At 47.1% G+C, this 21,580-nt stretch carries 24 protein-coding genes and 1 pseudogene; 1 reads left to right on the plus strand and 24 read right to left on the minus strand.

Features of this window, described 5'->3' with window-relative positions:
• From VR7878_RS15225 to VR7878_RS15250, 6 genes and pseudogenes are all read right to left on the minus strand, one after another.
• Nucleotides 1-85, minus strand: a pseudogene (locus tag VR7878_RS15225) (IS200/IS605 family transposase); the annotation flags it as partial.
• Between the two features lie 195 nt (nt 86-280).
• Nucleotides 281-634 carry a 50S ribosomal protein L20 gene (gene rplT / locus VR7878_RS15230; RefSeq protein ID WP_021019837.1) on the minus strand — a complete coding sequence of 118 codons (354 nt, stop codon included), beginning with the start codon at nt 632-634 and terminating at the stop codon, nt 281-283.
• A 42-nt stretch (nt 635-676) separates the two neighbouring features.
• Nucleotides 677-871: a 50S ribosomal protein L35 gene (rpmI, locus tag VR7878_RS15235; protein ID WP_027694124.1), complete on the minus strand. Its 195-nt coding sequence runs from the start codon at nt 869-871 to the stop codon at nt 677-679.
• Nucleotides 872-973: 102 nt separating this feature from the next.
• Entirely contained in the window at nt 974-1,501 is a 528-nt protein-coding gene (gene infC, locus VR7878_RS15240) for a translation initiation factor IF-3 (protein ID WP_261855972.1), read from the minus strand.
• A gap of 27 nt (nt 1,502-1,528) precedes the next feature.
• The gene (gene thrS, locus VR7878_RS15245) at nt 1,529-3,457 is read right to left on the minus strand and encodes a threonine--tRNA ligase (protein ID WP_077336919.1); all 1,929 of its coding nucleotides are present in this window, start codon (nt 3,455-3,457) and stop codon (nt 1,529-1,531) included.
• A 187-nt stretch (nt 3,458-3,644) separates the two neighbouring features.
• Nucleotides 3,645-3,875: a hypothetical protein gene (locus VR7878_RS15250; protein WP_077336920.1), complete on the minus strand. Its 231-nt coding sequence runs from the start codon at nt 3,873-3,875 to the stop codon at nt 3,645-3,647.
• 218 nt (nt 3,876-4,093) lie between these two features.
• Between VR7878_RS15250 and VR7878_RS15255 the strand changes: the two genes are divergently transcribed.
• The gene (locus tag VR7878_RS15255; protein ID WP_083960868.1) at nt 4,094-4,396 is read left to right on the plus strand and encodes a helix-turn-helix domain-containing protein; all 303 of its coding nucleotides are present in this window, start codon (nt 4,094-4,096) and stop codon (nt 4,394-4,396) included.
• Nucleotides 4,397-4,415: 19 nt separating this feature from the next.
• Here the strand turns inward: VR7878_RS15255 and VR7878_RS15260 are convergent, their stop codons facing one another.
• The 18 genes from VR7878_RS15260 to VR7878_RS15345 form a co-directional block, all read right to left on the minus strand.
• Nucleotides 4,416-4,613 carry a hypothetical protein gene (locus VR7878_RS15260; RefSeq protein WP_077336922.1) on the minus strand — a complete coding sequence of 66 codons (198 nt, stop codon included), beginning with the start codon at nt 4,611-4,613 and terminating at the stop codon, nt 4,416-4,418.
• Nucleotides 4,613-6,205: a hypothetical protein gene (locus VR7878_RS15265; protein ID WP_077336923.1), complete on the minus strand. Its 1,593-nt coding sequence runs from the start codon at nt 6,203-6,205 to the stop codon at nt 4,613-4,615. Before VR7878_RS15265 ends, VR7878_RS15260 begins: the two co-directional genes overlap by 1 nt.
• The gene (locus tag VR7878_RS15270; protein ID WP_077336924.1) at nt 6,202-6,675 is read right to left on the minus strand and encodes a baseplate complex protein; all 474 of its coding nucleotides are present in this window, start codon (nt 6,673-6,675) and stop codon (nt 6,202-6,204) included. The genes VR7878_RS15265 and VR7878_RS15270 overlap by 4 nt, the downstream gene beginning before the upstream one ends.
• Complete coding sequence (locus VR7878_RS15275) at nt 6,663-7,550, minus strand: hypothetical protein (protein ID WP_077336925.1); 888 nt, start codon at nt 7,548-7,550, stop codon at nt 6,663-6,665. Before VR7878_RS15275 ends, VR7878_RS15270 begins: the two co-directional genes overlap by 13 nt.
• A gap of 2 nt (nt 7,551-7,552) precedes the next feature.
• A complete protein-coding gene (locus tag VR7878_RS15280; RefSeq protein ID WP_077336926.1) occupies nt 7,553-7,960 on the minus strand; it encodes a hypothetical protein in 408 nt (135 codons plus the stop codon).
• The gene (locus tag VR7878_RS15285) at nt 7,957-9,921 is read right to left on the minus strand and encodes a phage tail-collar fiber domain-containing protein (RefSeq protein ID WP_159440479.1); all 1,965 of its coding nucleotides are present in this window, start codon (nt 9,919-9,921) and stop codon (nt 7,957-7,959) included. The genes VR7878_RS15280 and VR7878_RS15285 overlap by 4 nt, the downstream gene beginning before the upstream one ends.
• A 94-nt stretch (nt 9,922-10,015) precedes the next feature.
• Entirely contained in the window at nt 10,016-10,369 is a 354-nt protein-coding gene (locus tag VR7878_RS15290) for a hypothetical protein (RefSeq protein ID WP_077336928.1), read from the minus strand.
• Between the two features lie 2 nt (nt 10,370-10,371).
• Nucleotides 10,372-12,105 carry a phage tail-collar fiber domain-containing protein gene (locus VR7878_RS15295; protein WP_077336929.1) on the minus strand — a complete coding sequence of 578 codons (1,734 nt, stop codon included), beginning with the start codon at nt 12,103-12,105 and terminating at the stop codon, nt 10,372-10,374.
• A 113-nt stretch (nt 12,106-12,218) separates the two neighbouring features.
• Nucleotides 12,219-13,199: a hypothetical protein gene (locus tag VR7878_RS15300; RefSeq protein WP_077336930.1), complete on the minus strand. Its 981-nt coding sequence runs from the start codon at nt 13,197-13,199 to the stop codon at nt 12,219-12,221.
• Complete coding sequence (locus VR7878_RS15305) at nt 13,199-14,932, minus strand: tail fiber protein (protein ID WP_159440480.1); 1,734 nt, start codon at nt 14,930-14,932, stop codon at nt 13,199-13,201. The genes VR7878_RS15300 and VR7878_RS15305 overlap by 1 nt, the downstream gene beginning before the upstream one ends.
• A gap of 11 nt (nt 14,933-14,943) precedes the next feature.
• Nucleotides 14,944-15,513 carry a phage tail protein gene (locus tag VR7878_RS15310; RefSeq protein ID WP_077336932.1) on the minus strand — a complete coding sequence of 190 codons (570 nt, stop codon included), beginning with the start codon at nt 15,511-15,513 and terminating at the stop codon, nt 14,944-14,946.
• Nucleotides 15,506-16,711 carry a baseplate J/gp47 family protein gene (locus tag VR7878_RS15315; protein WP_077336933.1) on the minus strand — a complete coding sequence of 402 codons (1,206 nt, stop codon included), beginning with the start codon at nt 16,709-16,711 and terminating at the stop codon, nt 15,506-15,508. The genes VR7878_RS15310 and VR7878_RS15315 overlap by 8 nt, the downstream gene beginning before the upstream one ends.
• Nucleotides 16,708-17,040, minus strand: a complete 333-nt coding sequence (locus VR7878_RS15320; protein ID WP_077336942.1) for a DUF2590 family protein — start codon at nt 17,038-17,040, stop codon at nt 16,708-16,710. Before VR7878_RS15320 ends, VR7878_RS15315 begins: the two co-directional genes overlap by 4 nt.
• Nucleotides 17,030-19,138, minus strand: coding sequence for a phage tail protein (locus VR7878_RS15325; protein WP_139344114.1), 2,109 nt, complete (start codon nt 19,136-19,138; stop codon nt 17,030-17,032). The genes VR7878_RS15320 and VR7878_RS15325 overlap by 11 nt, the downstream gene beginning before the upstream one ends.
• A gap of 26 nt (nt 19,139-19,164) precedes the next feature.
• On the minus strand, nt 19,165-19,344 hold the full coding sequence (locus tag VR7878_RS21640; RefSeq protein WP_021019856.1) for a DUF6890 family protein: 180 nt from the start codon (nt 19,342-19,344) through the stop codon (nt 19,165-19,167).
• An 8-nt stretch (nt 19,345-19,352) separates the two neighbouring features.
• The gene (locus VR7878_RS15335; RefSeq protein ID WP_077336935.1) at nt 19,353-19,634 is read right to left on the minus strand and encodes a putative phage tail assembly chaperone; all 282 of its coding nucleotides are present in this window, start codon (nt 19,632-19,634) and stop codon (nt 19,353-19,355) included.
• A gap of 285 nt (nt 19,635-19,919) precedes the next feature.
• Nucleotides 19,920-20,375, minus strand: a complete 456-nt coding sequence (locus VR7878_RS15340) for a phage protein (RefSeq protein ID WP_059122547.1) — start codon at nt 20,373-20,375, stop codon at nt 19,920-19,922.
• Nucleotides 20,372-21,490, minus strand: a complete 1,119-nt coding sequence (locus VR7878_RS15345) for a DUF2586 domain-containing protein (protein ID WP_077336936.1) — start codon at nt 21,488-21,490, stop codon at nt 20,372-20,374. Before VR7878_RS15345 ends, VR7878_RS15340 begins: the two co-directional genes overlap by 4 nt.
• Nucleotides 21,491-21,580 lie beyond the last annotated feature (90 nt).

Raw genomic sequence — 21,580 nt, forward strand, 5'->3', positions numbered from 1 at the left:
ACACTTGTCTTCTATATTTCGGTGCAAACACTATGTGGTATTTACAGTTCCAGCGCGTGTGCGCTAAGCTCTTTTCGTCCCCCATTGGGACCCCCTTTCAATTCTTAATTAACTCTTGTAGTTGCCAGACCACAAGACGTTTTTATCAAATTGAAAGGGGTTATATAACTGACTTATAGCTGTAAGCTTTACGGAACCCCCAGCCTAGCTGGGGGTTTTCTCTATACAAAAAAAGGAGAGCTAAAAGCTCTCCTTTCCGAAAACTGGGCTACAACTTTAATTAAAGTGCGGCTTTTGCTTTCTCAACAAGCACAGCAAATGCTGATTTATCAAAAACTGCAATATCAGCTAAGATCTTACGATCGATCTCGATAGATGCTTTCTTCAGACCGTTGATGAAACGGCTGTAAGACAGACCATTTTGACGAGATGCCGCATTGATACGTGCAATCCACAGTTGACGGAATTGACGTTTCTTGTTGCGACGGTCACGATATGCATATTGACCAGCTTTAGTGACTGCTTGGAAGGCAACACGATAAACTCGAGAACGAGCACCGTAATAACCTTTAGCTTGTTTTAGAACTTTCTTATGACGTGCACGAGCTTGTACACCACGTTTTACGCGAGGCATTCTGCTTCTCCTAAACTAAACGAATTAAAAACCAAAAAAGAATTAAGCGTATGGCAACATACGTGCAACAGCAGCTACTTCACATTTAGGAAGAACTGAGTTTGGACGTAGATGACGCTTGTTCTTAGTTGTACGCTTAGTCAGAATGTGACGTTTAGTCGCGTGCTTGTACTTCACGCCACCAGCAGTTTTCTTAAAACGCTTAGCAGCACCTTTGTTGTTTTTCATCTTAGGCATGATGAATAACTCCGCATTGTTTAGATTTTAATAACCATGTAATGAGGGCGAATAAAACCCCACCGTTCAAAACGGCAGGGTTTATTACTTGCAAGCCGGTCATTACTTCTTCTTAGGGGCTAACACCATAATCATCTGACGTGCTTCAATCCGACTAGGGAAAGATTCTACAACAGCAATATCTGCGGTATCTTCTTTCAGACGGTTCAACACATCAACACCGATATCTTGGTGTGCCATTTCTCGGCCACGGAAGCGAATTGTTACCTTCACTTTGTTGCCTTCTTCAAGGAAACGTAACAGGTTGCGTAGTTTTACCTGATAGTCTCCAATATCAGTCCCAGGTCGGAATTTGACTTCTTTGATCTGGATCTGCTTTTGCTTTTTCTTTTGCTCTTTTGCCGCTTTGCTCTTCTCGAAGAGGAATTTACCATAATCCATCACACGACACACAGGCGGTTCAGCATTCGGACTGATTTCAACAAGATCCATTCCGGCTTCTACAGCCGTGTCCAGCGCTTCTTGAATTGACACAATCCGGGATTCTTCACCCTCTGCTCCCGATAAACGGACTTCACGTACACCACGAATTTCTCCGTTGATACGATGCTGGTTTTGTTTGGCCGGCACTTGGCCACGTCTTCCACCTTTAATAGTTTATTCCTCCAGATTGAGCTTACGGCTTGAGACTTCGGTCCGGACCAACTCAATGAAATCATCCAGCTTAAATTTACCCAAGTCTTTGCCTCTTCGTGTCCGTACAGCGATTTCGCCAGCTTCTACTTCCTGGTCACCACAAACCAACATATACGGCACACGTTTCAAAGTATGTTCGCGGATTTTAAAGCCTATCTTTTCATTTCTCAAGTCTGCTTTTGCCCGAATCCCACATTTTTGTAGTTTTCGCACTGCATCCTGAACATAATCAGATTGTTTATCCGTAATATTTAATACGACAGCCTGCTCTGGTGCAAGCCAAGTCGGGAAAAATCCTGCATATTCTTCAATTAAAATACCGATGAACCGTTCCAGCGATCCTAAAATCGCTCTGTGAATCATCACTGGGACCAAACGCTCATTGTTTTCACCGACATAAGTCGCGCCCAAACGGCCCGGCAGATTAAAATCGAGCTGCACTGTACCACACTGCCATGTACGGTCAAGGCAATCATGCAGGGTAAATTCGATTTTCGGCCCGTAGAATGCCCCTTCACCCTCCTGAATTTCGTAATCGATATTCATGGATTTCAGTGAAAGCATCAATGCTTCTTCAGACTTATCCCAGATTTCATCGCTGCCAACCCGTTGTTCAGGACGAGTTGAAAGTTTCACTGCGATATTTTCAAAACCAAATGTCCGGTAAACATCGTAGACCATTTCGATGCAAGACGTAACCTCTTGCTGAATTTGATCTTCAGTACAGAAAATATGCGCATCATCTTGTGTAAAGCCACGCACGCGCATAATGCCATGCAGAGAACCGGACGGTTCGTTACGGTGGCATGAACCAAACTCAGCCATCCGCAATGGTAAGTCACGGTAGGATTTCAGACCTTGATTAAAAATCTGGACATGGCCGGGACAGTTCATTGGCTTAATCGCGTATTCACGATTTTCAGAATTGGTCGTGAACATTGCTTCGGCATACTTGTCCCAGTGTCCTGAGCGTTCCCACAGCACCCGATCCATCATGAGCGGGCCTTTCACTTCCTGATAATCGTATTCCGTCAGCTTTTCACGAATGAAAACTTCTAAATCGCGGAAGACGGACCAACCGTTATGATGCCAGAACACCATCCCCGGAGCTTCTTGCTGCATGTGGAATAAATCGAGTTGTTTACCAATTTTGCGGTGATCGCGTTTGGCAGCTTCTTCTAAGCGAGTCAAATGTGCGCTCAGGGCTTTCTTATCGTGAAAAGCTGTACCGTAAATACGCTGCAACATTTTATTATCACTGTTACCACGCCAATAAGCGCCGGCTACATTCAGTAATTTAAAATGTTGACAGAACCCCATATGTGGAACATGAGGGCCACGGCACATATCAACATATTCTTCATGATGATAAAGCCCGGGACGATCATCACGCGCCACATTTTCGTCCAGAATTTCAATTTTGTAGGGTTCGCCACGAGATTCAAACGTATCACGTGCTTCCTGCCAACTTACATTCTTTTTGACCACCTGATATTTGGTTTTCGCCAGCGCTTTCATCCGCGCTTCAATTTTTTCCAAATCATCTTGTGACAATGACTGTTCCAAATCGATATCGTAATAAAAACCACTGTCGATGGTTGGACCAATCGCCATTTTAGCATCAGGATACAGTTGCTTGAGGGCATGTCCCAACAAGTGAGCACAGGAGTGACGGACGATTTCCAAACCATCGACATCATCTTTTGCCGTGATGATTTCTAAGCTGGCATCGCTTTCAATCAGATCGCAGGCGTCAACGCGAGCACCGTTAACACGTCCGGCAATGGTCGCTTTCGCAAGACCCGCACCAATAGACAAGGCAACATCTGAAACAGAAACCGGATGATCGAATTGACGTTGACTACCGTCAGGAAGAGTAATAATAGGCATGATTTATCCTTTACAGTGGTGTTGCGCACCAAGCAACACATGCTTCATTAATTGATACATTTTGTGTTCTTGCAGAGAAAAACACGCGATATAGAAATAGTACTCATTCTGATGCAAATACGGATGCACCATCCTGAGTACCCTATTGACTATTCTAAATCAACGAGATGAAATCACAACCCATTTATCAAACAGATATATGGTATTGTTCTGTATCAAGCTCAGTCTTGAAAACTGCATCTTTACGCTGATGTGTTTCCTGTGCGATCAGCTGATGCGCTTTTTGACTAATTTCATGCATCTTTCTTTGTAAAACCGCCACACCTTTATAATCCATCAATAACATTGAGGTGAGTGCCAGCATTGCCAATTCAGCCTCGTCAGCGATATATTCTAACTCTTTGATTTTATTGTTCATAATAACCCTATGCCTCACGTTGATTTTGTATATTTTGCTATAGTGCAATAAATTTTATGGGATCTGCTACCAACAACTGTCAATTAGTCCGAAAAACAAACTGAGCAACGCAAAAAGTTCGATAGGCGAACCATTCACCTTTATAAAATATGCAATAGAATCAAAATCTTTAATGATAATATTATTAACTATCATATGCGTTGTCTTAAGGATTGATTTTGCATCCCACAGTTATCTTCATTCGGAAACTCCTAAAGAACCAAGGCCTCTCTTATGCGCAACTGGCAACCATTTCCGGCATTGACGAGTCCAAAATTAAACGTGTTTTATCCGGGCGCCAGTCAATGACACTGGAGATGAGAGATCAAATTATGGCGGTACTCGGCGTTACTGAGATGACGCAAGCCGATCATCTCAACAGCGCCGAATACCTGACACTCTGGCATCAAATGCCGCCTAATCTCAAACAGGTGGTGTTATCTCTGATGACAACGTTCAAGTTTGAGACACAACGTCCATGATAAATCTGTACCAAGCGAACTAATTCACCGGCCACTGCCCTGCAGAGCTTCCTCCGGAAACGATCGCCTCGGCGTTTTCTTGGATTTCATCGACGATCGCGTTTGCCAGTGCGGTTGCCAGTTCCTCAGAGCGGGCATGTGTTCCTTCCGTGACAAATTTCTGCTTTTTCAATTCATTAATAATTTTGTCTTTCAGTGATGTTTTATCTAGTGCCATTATTTTCCTGCCTTAACTGTAGAAGAGAGATCCGAGTGAGGTTTACCGGTAAAGGCACAAATACAGTCACCTTGTACAACACCTTTACCGCCATTCATCGTGATCAAATCTGCGGTAAAACGCATATTGGCCGCCGATGCTTCCCAGTCTTTTTCGATCACTTCCAGTCGGTTGCCCATGATTTTGAGCTGATCATTCAATTGAATCACGGTATTGCGTAGTTGACCGACGGTTGTGATCCAATCCCCTGCGGTAGCAACATGCAGATTACCCAGGCTACCCAGTTCCAGATTATCTCCGGCCAGCAATTCAACCGCTCCCAAAGCCTCAATCTGTTTTTTCCCCGAGATATTTTCCTGACTATGCTCGCGAATATCCAGCTGATGCTGACCAAACGCGCCCTGATAATGCTGTGCCTGATCCTGCATCTGATAGGCACAACGGCTCATTTTTTGGTCGGTTTTATCGTTAATATTGCCAACCCCATCGATTCGACGACTGACTTCATCCCGCTGTTGCTGGACTTGCTCACCGGGTTCAAGTGTCGGCAGCATATAATTGAAACCATAAACGCCCCGAATGATCGGCCGATCACTGCGACCATAAGCAAATGCAATTTCCACCAGCATACCTTCCAGCGGATAGGCCAGTAATCCCGATTCAATGCCACCCATGGCGACCGGCAGCGGAATCGAACGATAAACCGGCACGGAGGAATCCGCCTGAAGATCAGCATCCAGCATTTGCACATCAACTGCATAACGCGGCCGGAACGGATCGGTGATCTTCCCTTGCGGCACGACATCACGGACCGCTTCAATCCGGCCGAACAACGGTAAGTGATAGCCGGCGGAAAGTTCCGGGAACTCATTATAAACCTGCTGTTTCCGCGCTCCCGCTTCGCTGCTGGCCGGTTGCCAGTAAGCCGTCATATCGTCTTCGATCAGATCGATCCGCGTAATCCGGTGACCATTCATCACCCGGCCGGGTCGCAGCATCGGATACGGGACGAACGTGACACTAGAATTGGTCTGACGTGAGGTAAATTCAGCCGGAACTGACATCGGCTTACCGGAAAAGAGACTCTCGGCATAGCCACCGACATAAATGTTCTGATCCGTATCCTGAAACCAGATACAGTCTTCAATCGCAAATGCCTTTGCCAACGCATCCAAACATTGATAGCCATTTCCCTGATGAACAAAGTTGGGAATCACTTGCCGCATATACTCAGCATCCGGATATTTAAAGTCTAATCCGGTCAACAGTGTCAGCTGATCCAGTACATCAATCGCGGTCGGATGCTCAAGGCTGATCGGCCAGCGCTGGCTGAGAATCCCGGCATTTTCTTTGACCGTGATTTTGAAGAAACCATTTTCTGCCGGCTGAACTTTATCGATATACCCTTCAAAGAAAATCCACAGATCATGCTCATAGCCGATATCCAGCCGCACCAGTTCAAACCGTTCCGGGGCCTTTTCAGCCTGAATGGTGAAAATCGCCTTGCCGCCGAGCGACAATTTGAGACTGATCATATGTCGAGCCAGATGGACTTCTTCACCGGAAATATAGAGGCGTTTTTCTAAATTCATCGGCCCGCCTCCTTATTTTGCTTCAATGACTGCTGAAAACGGGGATTTTGAATCGGTTCAGCTTTGGTCTGTGCTTTTTGACGTGCTTCTTTCTGCTCAGCAACACTGTTTGATTCTTTGAGCTGGAAAGACACCTGCCAAGCCATCACATTGTCCTGCTGCGCAGCAGAAAAGCGCCCTGAGAATCTGACCTTCTTAATTTTAAACGCGTTCGCCATCTCTTCGACAATCGTGTAAACCATGCGATTGCCTTTGTCATCCTTGGCCGAACTCATGGTTTGCAGTGCTTCCAGCTTGTGAATATCGTGAAAAGCAATTAACCCTGAGACATTGAGTGTTGCCGCTTTATCGCCCTGTTCTGCTTGTTCAGTCCCGGACGATTGGGCACTCATATCTTTGCTTTTTAATTCCCGTTCAAAACTGACGGTAAGATTCTTTAATCCAAATGTCTGACCGTTTAAGGCGAACATAGTAACTCCTCGAAGAATGGCATCGGTGATGCACTGAGTATTAAACTGGCGGCCGTGTAGCGATGATAATTGGGTGGCAACATCTCCGTTAACCGGTGACTTAAACTTGCCAGCTCACCCGTTAAAGCGACCGACCAGACTTGAGCATCCATGGTTTGCATTGCCTGGAGCGTGTCGTTGACCGTTTGCAGTGTCAATTGACGCTTTTCCGCCAGTTGACGCAGCTTACCAATCACATTGACTTGATCACTGGCCAGTGACTCCAACGTCGCCACTTGCGTGCCTAATGCGGCATTCATCCCAACAAATGGCTTGGTCGTCAGCGGGGCGACCGCTTTAAACCGGGGCTGAATAATTGGCGCCGGTTTGCGTAATTTTTCATGATCAGCGGCCAGTAACGATTCAGTGTGACGCTGAGTCTGACACCATTCAGGCAGCGGCATCACCGCCGTGACCCGTTTGAGCTGCTCGGCAAACTGCTGTCGGGTCGGAGCGGTTATCATGACCGCAATGGCGTGAAGCTGGCCACTGGGCCGATGCGAATCCGCATAATCTCTGAGTTTCTCAGCCAAACGCTTGACCGCAGCATCGGTATCAAGAATCTCACCGGATTCCGATTCGCTCCCGACCTGAAACTGATACGGCGTCACCGTCAGGACTTGGCCTTGAGTGAGTAAACGATCCAGTTCTGCGCGCAGGCTCAGTAATGCCTGAGCATCTTGGCTAAGCGGATGGCGGCCAAAAGCAGCATCACTTTCCAGTGCGGACAAGCGGTCTTCGCCATGGTCAGCACCGATCTGATCGGTCACCGAGGACGCTCGGGTTTGGATCCCGTTGGCTGATGTTGGCCATGTGAGTGATGATTGAGTCCACATAATTAGCCCTCGTCCGTTGGGCGGGTCGGGCGGGTATCCCCCACCAGTACCGGATTACCTGCATCATCCGTAGTGGTGTAATCGCGCAAAGCAATCGCATAGCCATACCAGTCTTCAGCGGTCAGTTGCTGTCTCTTTGTATCGCCGGTGGCGTGATACTTGAGCTGGATATCGACATCGGCCAGTTCCTTTTGAACCCATTGGTATTCAGATTCTGCCGTGACTACAACCGGCAGATCGACCCACGACAAACCATTTCGTTGCTTGCCTTCCGGCGGTGCATTAATGACAAACTCTTCAATCTGTTGTTCAGAAAGTTCCACAAATGCTGAATAATCGACACGATTGACTTTTAAGGCTTTTTCCGTACGAATCAGGCCATCATTGGTTAAGAAATATCTTATATTCATGCCACCCTCGCTTTAATGTGAATTAGAGTGTCAACATTGATTGTTGGATGATTGGTTCGTAGCCAAATATCATTATTACTTTTAGGCATATTTTTGGAGTCAATAACGATAATGACTTCAGCGTCCCCTCCCCAATGATTTGCTGTTGCTGAGTCACCGAGTTCAGTTGAAAAAGTTTTTATAGTAATAGGCAATGGATTACGATACGCAGCTGCCGCTTTACCTGCTGTTGCTCTCATCGATATATCACATGTACCATCCGGCCAAATTTTGGTACGACTTCTAAAATCTTTAATTAAAATATATCCCCCACGCGCTGCCCGTTCTGAATCATCATCAGAAATCACCGGAATCAACCCACGCCCGTAAGACAGCGCTGCAATTTTAATCCCCGAAGTATACACTGAGAGATCAATCGTAAGCCGAACCTGCCCCGTCGCTTGCTCAACAGCCAGCCGGATACCGTTAGTCTCCAACGCGTCGGCATAGGTTTGTAGGCCATTAGCATCGGTGACAGAAGCATACAACCCTGCCGTGGTAGATAATGGATATTCCCTGAATATCGTTCCAGCCGTGGCATATACCGCGCCAGTCTGTGAATCAAGATAGATACCTGTCACATCAGAGCCGCAAAACCATCCATGGGAGAATTCCTGTCCTGCTGCAAAATTCTGGGGGGATGTGGTTAACTCACCTGCATCGCCTTCGACATTCCAGTTCTGATTGCCTTTCAATAAATTCTCCACATATAACGTTCTGTGTGTCAGTGTGGTACTCCATTTATTTTGTACAGAATGGAAGAAAAAGAGCGCGGGTTCCTGCTGGCTCCCTGACCCGGCAATAATTGAGTAATCGCCATCCGGGTGCTGAATTTTCACCCCCTGACACTCTGTCGATTTGCCTGTAATCAGATCAGAGGCAAAATGAATTAACCCTGTCGGTGCACTATCCAGCGCAGTATTATCAGTAATCATGCCCAAATCGACAGGCTGACCAAATCCCCCGAACTGATCCAACGCTTGTTTCAACTGCCGCGGAGAGATCACACCTGTGCCTTTGCCAGTTTTGACATTGCCGTCAGTCGCCAGAGCCACCACCCCTTTCCTCGTTGTGGTCGCGTTGGGAAGCTTGCTCTCGTCAATACCTAAATGTCTCAGATCGGTCACACTGCCATTCGCTTTCACTGCGGCAATCTGAGTCACATAGTGTTGTGTTCCGTGATCCACATAGTCGGTTAAAGATGTGGCACTCACCACCAGTTTCCACTGTGTTGCCCAACGGCTCAGCACATCCCCTTGCCAACGCACATCCAGATAGATGCCATCCCCAGCCTGCACGTTGGAGAGCGTTGTTAATGCGTCATTCACACAACGTAATCCGCCCACATATCCGACACCGGGAGAACACTGATAACCACCATCTGACGCTTTAACCTGAAATCCATTACCAAGAAATGATGCATCCCCAAACAGATCCCAACATGCCAAACGTAAGTCGTCATCGATACCATACAAGCGGGCGTGATAATCGATCTGCCAGCTTTCCGGCGTCACGTGAATCTTCGCAATCGAGGCTGCCCCTGAATATTGCTGCACGCAGGAACGAACACTCGACATTTCCGGCTCTTTGGTCTCTGTCATTTTGTGCACTACCAAACCGCATGAATTGGCGGTCTGCTTGTCATGCAGGTAAATCGCATTAAATGTAAATTTTTTTACTTCACCGGGGATCACCAGCGAATAAATGATTGCGTCATCATTTAACTTCGCCTGCTGCATGACATCTTGTTGATAGACCCAGTACGACGGATCCGGCAGCCCCTGATTGCGATCGATTGTTTGTTCCGGGTCTAAACCAGGGATGTAAGCAAAAATCATCTCATTCATATCCGGCGCTTGCCCGTTAATGATGCGATCTTGCAGATAACGCTCAAATTCTAAAGGAATCACAACCTGACTCATGATAAACACCTTTCTCTTATTTGCTGCCCGGTCAGAAAACTGCCATAAGCTTCCAACCGTCAGCATAATTAATCATTCAGATATGCTCTGTTACTCAGCGGGAAGTCAGCCGATTCAGCAGCCGTCGCACAGCACCGGGTTTCGCTGGTGCAAATAACGTTTGTTGATCCGTAATTGATGGCGTATCTCCCGACGGCTCCGCTTGCGTCGATAACGAAGTTTCAGTCTGCTCTTCTTTCACTTCAGACCTTGCTTCAACTTGCCAGCTATCGCTCTCTGGCAGATAACGGCACTGCTGGGTGGCACTATCGAATTCCGGTGGCGGCGTAAATGTGGCACACTGCGGTTTGATATAATGATCATAGCCATACTCAATAAAGGCCGGACTGGTACCGACCAATAAGCCGGACTCAGACGAATAATGATACGCGGTTATTTTTCTGTTCATGCTTATAGCCATCCTCTGAAGATTTTCACAGCAATATTGACGGTATAGGGTCGGTTTTCTGTTGATGTCGGTACAATATTGGATGCATGAAATTCAATAGCTGGGCTAACCATTGATGCTCCCGCATTCGTTGTTGCATTAGCAAGATTTAATATTCCCCCAGTCCTAACAAATGCCCCTTGTGCCCCAGTAAACATCCATCCATTATTTGTGGTAAAACCACCCGAAATATTCCGAATCGCATCCCCTTGCGTTGTACCGTGTGTCACGCCTGACGGAGTTCCACGGCGGAAATGTCCCAGATGGAAATTCGGTAAAGTGAATGTGGTTGAACCATCACCGTCACCGAAATAGGCGGCATACTTCATCGGGTTAGCATCTTTGGTTGCCTGCTCAATCATCAGCTCGGCATCTTGGGCGTATTGCCACAAAATTGCATCAGTGGTGCGGGAGACTTCGCCCCCGTTGGCATTCAACCAGCCGGGCCTCGGCGCGGCGATTTGAAAATCAGCGATCATCCCGACAAAGCTGCGCTGGATATCATTGTCAGTGGTGAGTCGTCGCCATGTACCTGAGATAGACTGATATAGAAATACACTGGGATTATTGTGATTGTCAGATCCGGCAATCACAGAATAATACCCCTCCGGATGCTGGATTTTGATTCCCTGACTCTCTTTCTGAGCACCGGCTGAAAAATGGAGTAATCCTGTCGGTGCGGCATCTAATTGTGCATCTTCCGTTACAATGCCTAAATCCACCGGTGAACCAAATGTACCAAATTGCCCCAATGCCTGCTTTAACTGCTGCGGTGATACCACGCCAGCGCCCTGGCCGGCATTCACTTGTGCATCGCTCGCTAAAACAACCGTCCCTTTTGACTGGGTTGTTGCATCGGGAAGATTATCTTCATCCAGTCCCAGATGACGGTGATCCGTCACCCGGCCGTCCGTTTCAATCCGGGCAATTTGTGTCACATAATGCTGAACACCGTCGACAACATAGTCCGTCAAAACTGTATTACTGGCGGTGATTTTCCACTGGCTTGCCCAACGGCTTTGTACTTCACCCTGCCAGCTCACATCGAGATAAATCCCGCAATCTGGCACGACATCTGCGATGTCGGTCTGACGGTGATTGACACAGCGCAGCCCTGCCACATATCCCGTACCGGGTTCACACACATAGGTTCCATCAACAGACTTGACCAGAAAGCCATCCGCTAAAAATGAAGCAACACCAAACAGATCAGAACATGCCAAACGTAAATCGTCATCAATGCCATACAAACGAGCCTGATAATCGATCTGCCAACTCTCCGGAGTGACATGAATATCTGCCGCAGTTGCAGCCCCTGAATATTGCTGCACACAGGAACGGATACTCGACATCTCCGGCTCTTTGGTTTCAGTGATTTTGTGCACCGCCAAACCACAAGAATGTGCGGTATGTTTGTCATGCAGATAAATCGCATTGAAGGTAAATACCTCAACATCGCCGGGAATCACCACCGAATAGATGACTGCATCATCGTGGAGTTTAGCTTTCTGGGTAATCTCCTGACGATAGACCCAGTAAGACGGATCCGGCAGCCCCAGATTGCGATCAATTTCTTGTTCCGGATCCAAATCCGGCAGATAAGCAAAGATCATCTCGTTCATATCCGGAGCCAGCCCATTGACCAGACGATCTTGCAAATAGCGTTCAAATTCCAGAGGAATAACAACTTGACTCATAATAAAACCTTTCTCTTGAATACGATGTACAACAGGCCGACAACATCAGAGTTAGCTGTGGGTCGTCTTGTCACCATCGTGTTTTGAATTGCATGATTATTTTTATGCTACCGTCAGCGAGGCTTCACTTTGTTCAGTACACGCTGCATCATGGTTGGCTTCGGTGGTTCTGCAATCGGCTCGGGATATGACAAAACAGGACGCTCACCAAACGGAAAACCATCACTATCCGGGTAATCGCACAGCAGTTTTCGATATCCGAGCAAGCCTAAATACTCGGTCTCACTCAGCGGTGAAGTCCGGTAATGTGGTTCATAGTTCTGGTCTTTTTCATATTGATCGATGCGATCGAGCACCTCTTTTAACACCATATTTCGCCATTGCTTTTCTTCATCGACTTTTATTGGTCGTTCAAGCGCTTGTGAGTAAACCCAATCATTTACCGTCTCATCCCATGTTGTAAATTTGCCACGTTCTTTCAGCGTGTAACCATCAGGAATTTCGCCGAGTTGACTGATTGTTATATCCGGCTGACTAGCATCTTTTGCATAAGCCGTTTTACCGAGATGATCAGCGAGTTCTTTCCACTGTCCATCCACTAATCGAATCGCATAACCTTCAGCTGGTTTGAATGGTTTTAAAAATGTATGACTGTCTGGCAGTTTAAAATTATATTCCGTAACTCTTAATTCATTCCCCCACTCATCATAGTAAGGTTCGCCAAGTCGATTTTCATAAACCACCCATTGACCATCTTCAAAATTTATAGTTTCTTTTTGGCGGTTATATTTAGGTGGTTTTTCAAAAATAGCCCACTCGGGAAAATCACTTTCAGGTGTGTCAACTCGCTGCTCCAAACCATTCTGATTCCAAAATGGTTTTTGCGTGTTATCTACAATTTCAGACCATTGTTCGGTTTCACGATTATATTTTCCCGTCATCCCTTCACGGCTCGGTATAAAAATTACGGTTGTACAGTCCATTCCTAAAGCCGTACCTTGCATAACCTGCTCTTGACCGTTACCCAGCCAGTAACCATCACCAGAGATTCTTGAAACCTCTAAATAACATGTTTTATTGACAATTGAGTACATTATGCCAACCTCACGATCCAGTTAAATTTCCTATTTTTGATAGTGTTCTGAGCTGCACCGAATGCGGTGATTGCAACACTATGAGCGTGTGAACCAATAGCTAAACTGTGATTATGTATTCCAGCAGTATGTGTTGCTGCTACAGACGTTGGTGAGTTTCCCCACCATGAGTTTGGATACCCACCAGAATTCCAGCCTCGGTCACCTTGAGGATGGTTAAAATTATGATTATGCGATCCTCCTGAACTAGTGATTTTCGTTCCTAAATCGGTACTGGTAACGGATGAGTCAGGGTGTCCATGGTTTTTCACCTGATCCGCTTCATAAGAAAGCACGGATTCCTCATCTTTCTTACCGACAATCGCCAACCCGCGCATATCCGGTAAAACCCCGTCCGTATATAACGCAGCCAGTACGGGATAAGCTTTTGTATCAAACGCCTGCCCTTTCATGATCGCCCATCCGTCAGGCGCGGTATCTGTCGGCCATGGTTGGGGCGCACCTATCGGGCACATGGTGTTGGTCTGCTCCGCCATCAGAGCTTCCGTCCATTTTTTCCCAAGCGAGTGATACATAACCAAGGTATTGTTGCCCGCGTGATACCCGCCAGCGATGACAGAGTAATCGCCGCTGGGATGGCGGACTTTTATTCCCTGATACTCGGTTTGCGTACCGGAAATCAAACTGGATGCAAAGTGGAGCAAGCCGGTTGGAACCGGGTCGAATTCCGCATTATTTTCAATTACGCCTAAATCGATGGCTGTCCCGAAACTGCCAAACTGACCTAAAGCTTGCTTCAGTTGCCGGGCAGATAAAACGCCCGTCCCCTGTCCTGTATTCGCTTCATGGTCGGTGGCTAACACTACGGCACCTTTTGCCATACTTGTCGCATCCGGCAGCTTGTTTTCGTCCAGCCCTAAATGCCGCAGATCCGTTACATGGCCATCGGCCTCAATCTGAGCAATTGGCGCGACATAATGCTGAATACCGTCTTCCACATAATCGGTGATTGAGGTTGCACTCACAACGAGCTTCCAGCGCGTTGCCCAGCGACTGACAACTTGTCCCTGCCAGCTGACATCCAAGTAAATTTTAGATCCAGCCTGAGCATCAGGGAGTTGAACCGGTTGTTCATTGACACAACGCAGACCTGCAACATAACCGGTTCCGGCTGTGCAGAAATACTGACTATCATCAGACTGCACCATGAAACCATCGGCAAAAAACGACGCAGTGCCGAACAGTTCAAAACATGCCAAACGTAAGTCGTCATCCATACCATACAAACGAGCGTGATAATCGATCTGCCAGCTCTCCGGGGTCACGTTAATCTTGGCTGCTCTTGCGGCACCGGTATACTGCTGCACGCAAGTGCGGACACTCGACATCTCCGGCTCTTTGGTTTCCGCAGTTTTGTGCACGACCAGACCACAAGAATTCGCAGTCTGTTTGTCATGCAGATAAATGGCATTAAAAGTAAACGCTTCAACCTCACTGGGAATGACTACCGAATAAGCCACTGAATCATCGTTCAGTTTCGCTTTCTGAGTCACATCCTGCCGATATACCCAATAACTTGGTGCAGGTAATCCTAAATGGCGATCAATCACCTGCTCCGGATCCAAGTCCGGCAGATAAGCAAAGATCATCTCATTCATATCCGGTGTCAGGCCGTTGAGCAGTCGATCTTGCAGATAGCTTTCAAACGCGAAAGGAATTGCTACTTGACTCATCATCTCCCCCGTTATAGTGATGCACTATACAGTGCAAAAGTTTGATGAAATCCGTTGGCAGCCAGTGTCACCGTTGACGGATAGATAATTTGGAAACGGTAACGACGACAAGTGCGACCGTACTGACGAATCAATGTCTGGAGTAACCGGGTATTCATCGAGATATCACTGTCGGTTAACTGGATGAGACAGACATCCCACTCGACAGGATCTTGTCGTTCTTTAAAATCAACAATTCCGATACCCAACCGGGCAAAAATGCGTTTGAATCCCGCCACACTGCCGGCATCTTTGGCATTAATCGCCGCATACTTCACCCGTGTTCGAAACAGACTCAACGGTTCTCCGGCAAAGCGCTGAATATCACGATCCCAAGCCAGTAAGTTCAGCAAGGATTCATGGCAGGTCAGCGCATCAATCTGCTGTAACGGAAACAGCAAGCCTGAGCGAATTTTATTCAGGAAAGCGGTTACGCCCCGGGTCAGAAAATAAGGTTCTTTCACCGTATCTGACGTTGTTTCACCGTCTTCCCACCACGGAATCACTATCTCTTCCATTTGAGGTGCATTTTGATCACTCATCTGCTAATTCCCCAACCGTTAAAGATTTTAAACGTGGCTGCGTATAGCCACTGACGATATCTTCCTGAATCTCACCATCAAGCGTGATGCGCACGGATTTCACGTTAGCCATGTTGTTGTGAATCTCCGTCGCCATGCGGGAGATACTGAACCGGCTTTGCGGTGCCGCACGGGTCATTTCGTCATACGCTTTGGTTTCACGAAATGCGGCGCGAATCCGATCTTTCACTTCCTGAAGCGTTTCCGCCATCTGTGCAACCGTCAGATTTTTTGCCAACACTACATCTGCAATCACATCATGACGCGTCTCAGGAATCGGTTTACAGGTCAACACATCCCCATGACCGTGATGGCCCTGATTCATGATGTAGTCATTCAGTGTTTCAATAATCGACTGCGGCGTTTCCCCCACTTCCACCAGGATCAAGGCCTCTGCCGTTCCCGGTGTAATATCGCCAGTATTGCGGAAGAAAATGTTATCGCTGCGAATGCCCGCAACACTGGCAATAATCGAACGGTAAACATCGTTAATATGCCACTCACCGGAGCCGGTAAAGGCATTTTGGAGCCGTAATGCGAGCTCTTCGTCGGTCTCTTCATTGGCACCCAAGCGAGTAATCCAGCCGGCTTCATTGATAACAGAAACAATCCCGGCAACTTCGGTCGGCAGAATATTGAGATAACCTGCCGGCAGGTTATAAGCGACACCGGCCTGCTCAGCCTCAACGGGAACCTGTCCGCTTACTTGTCCGGCAGGAATCACCGTATCTTCTGTCACTTTCACCCGATACACGACACCTTCAATTGCGAGTGTCTGCACAAACACACCACGCTCGACCAGCACTTCATCATTGGTATTTTCTTTGGTCATCGTCAGATAGCCCTGAGTTTTCACCGCTTGCTTCGGTTCAACATTCAGTTCCCACGCTTTCAGTTCCAGTGCCCAGCGCTCTGCGGTTGCCACAAACATGTTTGGCATAACATGTGTGACCAACAGCGTTCTGGTCATCCATAGTGCAGGTTTGACAACTGCAGCTCGCACCCAGCGCCAGAACGGTGACATTTCAGCGTCATTCGACAGCAAACTACCAGCCGCTGACACTTCCGTTTTCAGTTGGTCTTCTAATGCCTGCTCGGTCAGCGGAACGCCGGATTCCGCCAGAATAGTTAAAAAATCGGCTTGGGGTCTGTTACTCATATGTTCACCTCTGTATTGATAACGTCCTCGCTGTCATATGCCTGAGCAGAGAGCCCGACGGTACCGGATACATCTCCGGTTACGGTTACTGTGCCCGGAATAATCCGGAGATCCTGTTCCGCAATTTGTTCAATTTGTAGCAGCACATTGGCGCGCAACACTGGGTTTCTCTCGGCCTGAAGTTCTCTGGCTAAACCGGATTCCATGATGGCGTGCTTGACATCCTGTGCGATGCTGTAAGCATCGCTACAGAGGATTGGCTGTTGCCCGGCATCAATATCCCAGCCACCATCGACGACTTTGATATCGATATACTGTTTATCCGACATTGATTTCATCCCATTCTGCTAGTTGATCCGGCGTTAAACCGTTCGGCGCAGTGATGTAAATGTCACCGAAGCGTTTCACCTCACTCACCTGTTGGCTTTGCGTATTGGTCATGTTTTGCACCATGCCGGAAGGCAAAGTGTTCTGTTGGCGTTTGTAAGCCATCACTGAATCATTCCCACCCGAATCACTGACGGATGCTGATGTTTGGGTAACGGGTTGAACCTGTTTTTGAATGTTTTCGGTTGTACGTGCTTCCGCTAATACATGCTTCTCGGATGAACGGCTTGATTCCGACCCCTGACTCACCGACTGAACCTGTTTCTGGATATTCTCTGTCGTTCGCGCTTCCGCTAAGACATGCTTCTCGGATGAACGGCTTGATTCCGAGCCCCGGCTCACCGACTGAACCTGCTTCTGGATATTCTCAGATGCTCGTGCCTCCGTTGATACATGTTGTTCAGTTTTTTCAGCGTCATCACTACCAATTGAAATACCGAGCTTACCGGCAATCCAAGAGATACCAGATCCGATCGATTTAAATACATTCAACACGCCATCAATATAAGTTTGAATCCCTTCGGTAATGGAACTAAACGCTGCTGAAAAAGAATCCGCAATTCCAGTGAAGATATTCGGAATTTCCATTAACACGCCCATTGCAGCAGCAGGACCATCAACGAGTAACGTCAAGAATGACTGAACCAGCTTAAACGCAACCCGAATTGGTGAAAATATCAAGCTGAACGTACTACCTATCACGCTGGCAATGCCACTAATCACCGAACCAATTCCAGAAAAAGCAGTAACAAATCCACTGTATATGTTCATCAATATACTCATGACACCGGTGTCAGAAAGATATGATGTAAACTTCTCCCATTGCTTTCCAAGCCAACCAAACAATTTCCCAATTTGTTGGAAAATCCAGACTTTTGAGAAAGCGGCAACCAGATCGTCCCAATATTTAATAATCAGGTAGACCGTCGCAATCAGTGCCGCAATTCCTAAAACAACCCATGTAATCGGACTGGCCATGACCGCCATTACACTCGAGACGCTGGGAATCAAACGGCCAAACGTGGTCATCACATTTGACATAGCTCCCATGACACTTTGAAACGAGGTGATCACCTCGGAGGCCGATCCCATAACACTTTGAAATGTACCAACAGAATCGGAAACAAAAGTTAATGCACTTTGTACACCACCTAAAGTACCGGAAGCTGATTTCATGACCCCATCAAGCGATGTCATACCGGCAGCAACAAACTCTGTACCGCCAGCAAGAAAAGGAAACTTTTCACCTAACGCGGTGACTTTAGCAATGCCTTCCCCCATCCCCTGAGAGAGGCTATTTTTAACATTATCGAGCGAGGAAGAAATAGGACCTAAATACTGTTGTACTCGCCCGCCCATGCCAGACAATCCTGCAGCTTTTTGCGAAATACTGGTAAATTGCTGATTGACTGACGCCGCGAGATTCTTGACGCCATTTTTCAGCCCACCAGCAGAAAAGGCCGTCCCGATGTTTTTCACATTACTGATAAAAGATTGTGTTCGTTGAGACAGGGCTGCAAATTGCGCCTTGGCAACACTGGCAAATCCCTTGACCCCAGCACTCGAAAACGAGGTAGCCAGCCCCTTACCAGCCTGAATGAAATTCTGTGTTCGTTGTGACACCGCCGCAAATTGCGCTTTGGCAGCACCGGAAAAATCTTTGACCTTGGCTTTCGCCAGATCAAATGTTTCGATAACCTTATCTATCCCCTGATCAAGATTGTCAGCAAATTTATTGATACCTCCTTCAGCATCTTTAAATACTTGGACCAGTTGACTCCCGAGACCGAGCGAGAGTATCTCGCTCGATGCTTCAGAAACATGCTCAAGAATGCGACCGACATCTTCCAGAGAGTCGATACCTCCGACATCCCAATCCATCGTCAATACGGGTTCAAGTGATGTTCCCATTTCAGTAAACGTCTGGATGACATCTGAGGCACTGGATTTTACCTTGTCAAAATCGCTACTGGCGGTTTGGACAATCTGATTGATTTGGTCAACAACACCGGTCAAAGGCTGAGTCAACTTATCAATCATATTGATTTCTATTAAGACTGAATCGTTCATCGGTGATTAAATAACCTCGCAACTGCACTCATAACCGCGACTTCCATGCGCTCTTTCTCATGTTGATCGAGCCAGAGCGCCCTTGCTAACTCTTGCGGTTCATCCTCTCCGTCGGGAAAGTAATGTCGCCGCAGGGTGAGCGCCTGTTCCAACCCGTTGGTTTCAATGCGCTTCACCCGCTCTGTTAGTTTTTTAGGGTAATTGAAATCCCGCCTTTAGAAGATTCATGCACCAGACTGAAGACTTCCATCACCAGGCCGGGAACCGTATTCATCAGTTCAACCAGTTCACTCTTCTGTTCTGCATCAACGGTGCGCTCAAGATAAGTCCGTGCCGGTTCAACTTTGCTATCCATCGATACATGGTTGGTATAGTTGTTGGCATCGTTAACCGTCGGTTTGAAAGTAAAATCAGTCTCACCAATCGTGACAACAACCGGTTTAATGGTAAAAGCAGCTTTAGCCATGTCTCTTTCTCTCTTTTTATGCCGTGAGGCATGTATAAAATTGATGTTAAGTGGGGCACAACCATCCCTTCAGGCCGCAGAAATCCCTCAGGGCCGACCCTGATATAGTGGTTTCTCGATGATTTTCTCAGCCTCGGTACTCACAAGCCTGATAAAGTAAGGCTGTTCCCCGTTGTTGGAATCGCGGCCTAATCAGCCGTGTTTAAAAATATTTGATATGGTGCTTTCAGATAAAATGCCATAAGTTGTCATTCAACAATCAATTCAATCTGCACCAATACAAAATTAGCCGATCAAGTTGCGGGTATCGGCCTGAGACAGATAAGGCACACCGTTGATCTTGACAAAGTTCGGGCTGGTGACAAAACCTTTCAGTTTGCGAGTCGATTTATCCGCACTTTCTGAATCGATATTAAGCAGATCGGAAACCAGGAATTTCACACCGTACAGTTCGATTTTGTCTTCATCTTCACCGTTATGGGCATAAAACTGGATATCCTGTAATTTGATATCACGATAGCTGCCGGCTTCTTTTGCGGCTGCATGGACTTTCTGGAACTGTTTCAGATCCATTTCAAGTTCAACATCACAGCTGACTTTACCGTCGGTATAACCGTCTGTCACACCACGAGTAAAGGCAACGGCTGACTCATCACTGATTGTTGCTGTCGCACTTTTAACATGGACATACACTCCAAATAGTGTCGTATCAAAGCTACGACCGGAAAAACGGGCACTCATGCTTTATCTCCTTGGCTGATATAGATTGCAACAGTAATTTTGACCGGGCATTCATACGGCTGAACCGCCATATAAATTTCAACTTCAGTGCTGTTGACCCACTTGATTTGAATGTCATCATCTTCCGGTGGATAGATTTCACCCGGATTGCCGGTCAGTGCCATTTCACGCAGATCCTGCGTCATAAACAGTTTTGCCTGTGCTTCACTCTGCGGTGTCGAGTTGAATGTGCGATCCGCAATGCGGGCAATAGCACGGATACGGACTTTACGGGCAGCTTTCATCGCGACACGAATATGACGGATGTCCTGAAAATCACCGCCTTCCACATCGAGGGTACGACCGGTTGTCCAGTATTGACCGTCATAGTCCGGATACCACATCGGGCAGGAAATTCGGTTTGACTCCAGTGTTTTCAATACGGACAGAGCTAACGCTTTGCCATCTTTGTCGGTCAGAAAATCAGTTGACCCGACCACACTACCGGTTTTAATCCGTGCCGGAGAATCCGCAATCGACGCATCAACCTGATTCGCCAGACGACCACAATATTTACCCAGTGTTGAACCATCTGCATGAACCGATGGCACGACCGTAATATATTGGCTGGCAACACCGTCGACAATCGCGACTGACTTCGCTAACCAAGCTTCCCATGTTTCGCCGTTGGTTGCGTCGGTATTATCGATTTCCGGCAAACAGCACACTGCGAATGTTTCCCGGCCAAGTGCATTTTTCAGCTCAGTGCGCATTGCAATCGCATCTTCAAGCAAGGTTTTATCCGCTGCTGGGAAATCCAGTACAAATGCTTCGAAACTTGCAGTTTCATTGGCTTTACGCACTGCATCTTTCCAGTCATCGGCTTGATCGAGTACCATCACCCCGGCAGTCCATTCACTGCCACCATTGAGCTGTGCAGCCATTACCGTTGTCAGCAAAGAGTCTCCGGCTGAAGACAATGCTTCTTTCAGGTCAGTTGAAGCATCAACAACCGTTAACTCACGTTCTGCACCGGAAACCGTTCCGTATCCGACAAACAGAAAATGATATTCCACCCCGGCAATGGGACCTTTCATCATGTTTTTAATATTAATAATAACGCTGGGCCACGCCATGTTATCCGCTCCTATTTAATGTGATCATCCGATTGCTCTGCTTGCTTGTCATATCGCTAACTTACAATGCCAAACAACCGCTTGGTGTGA

This window comes from Vibrio ruber DSM 16370 (assembly GCF_900163965.1).
Classification (GTDB): domain Bacteria; phylum Pseudomonadota; class Gammaproteobacteria; order Enterobacterales; family Vibrionaceae; genus Vibrio; species Vibrio ruber.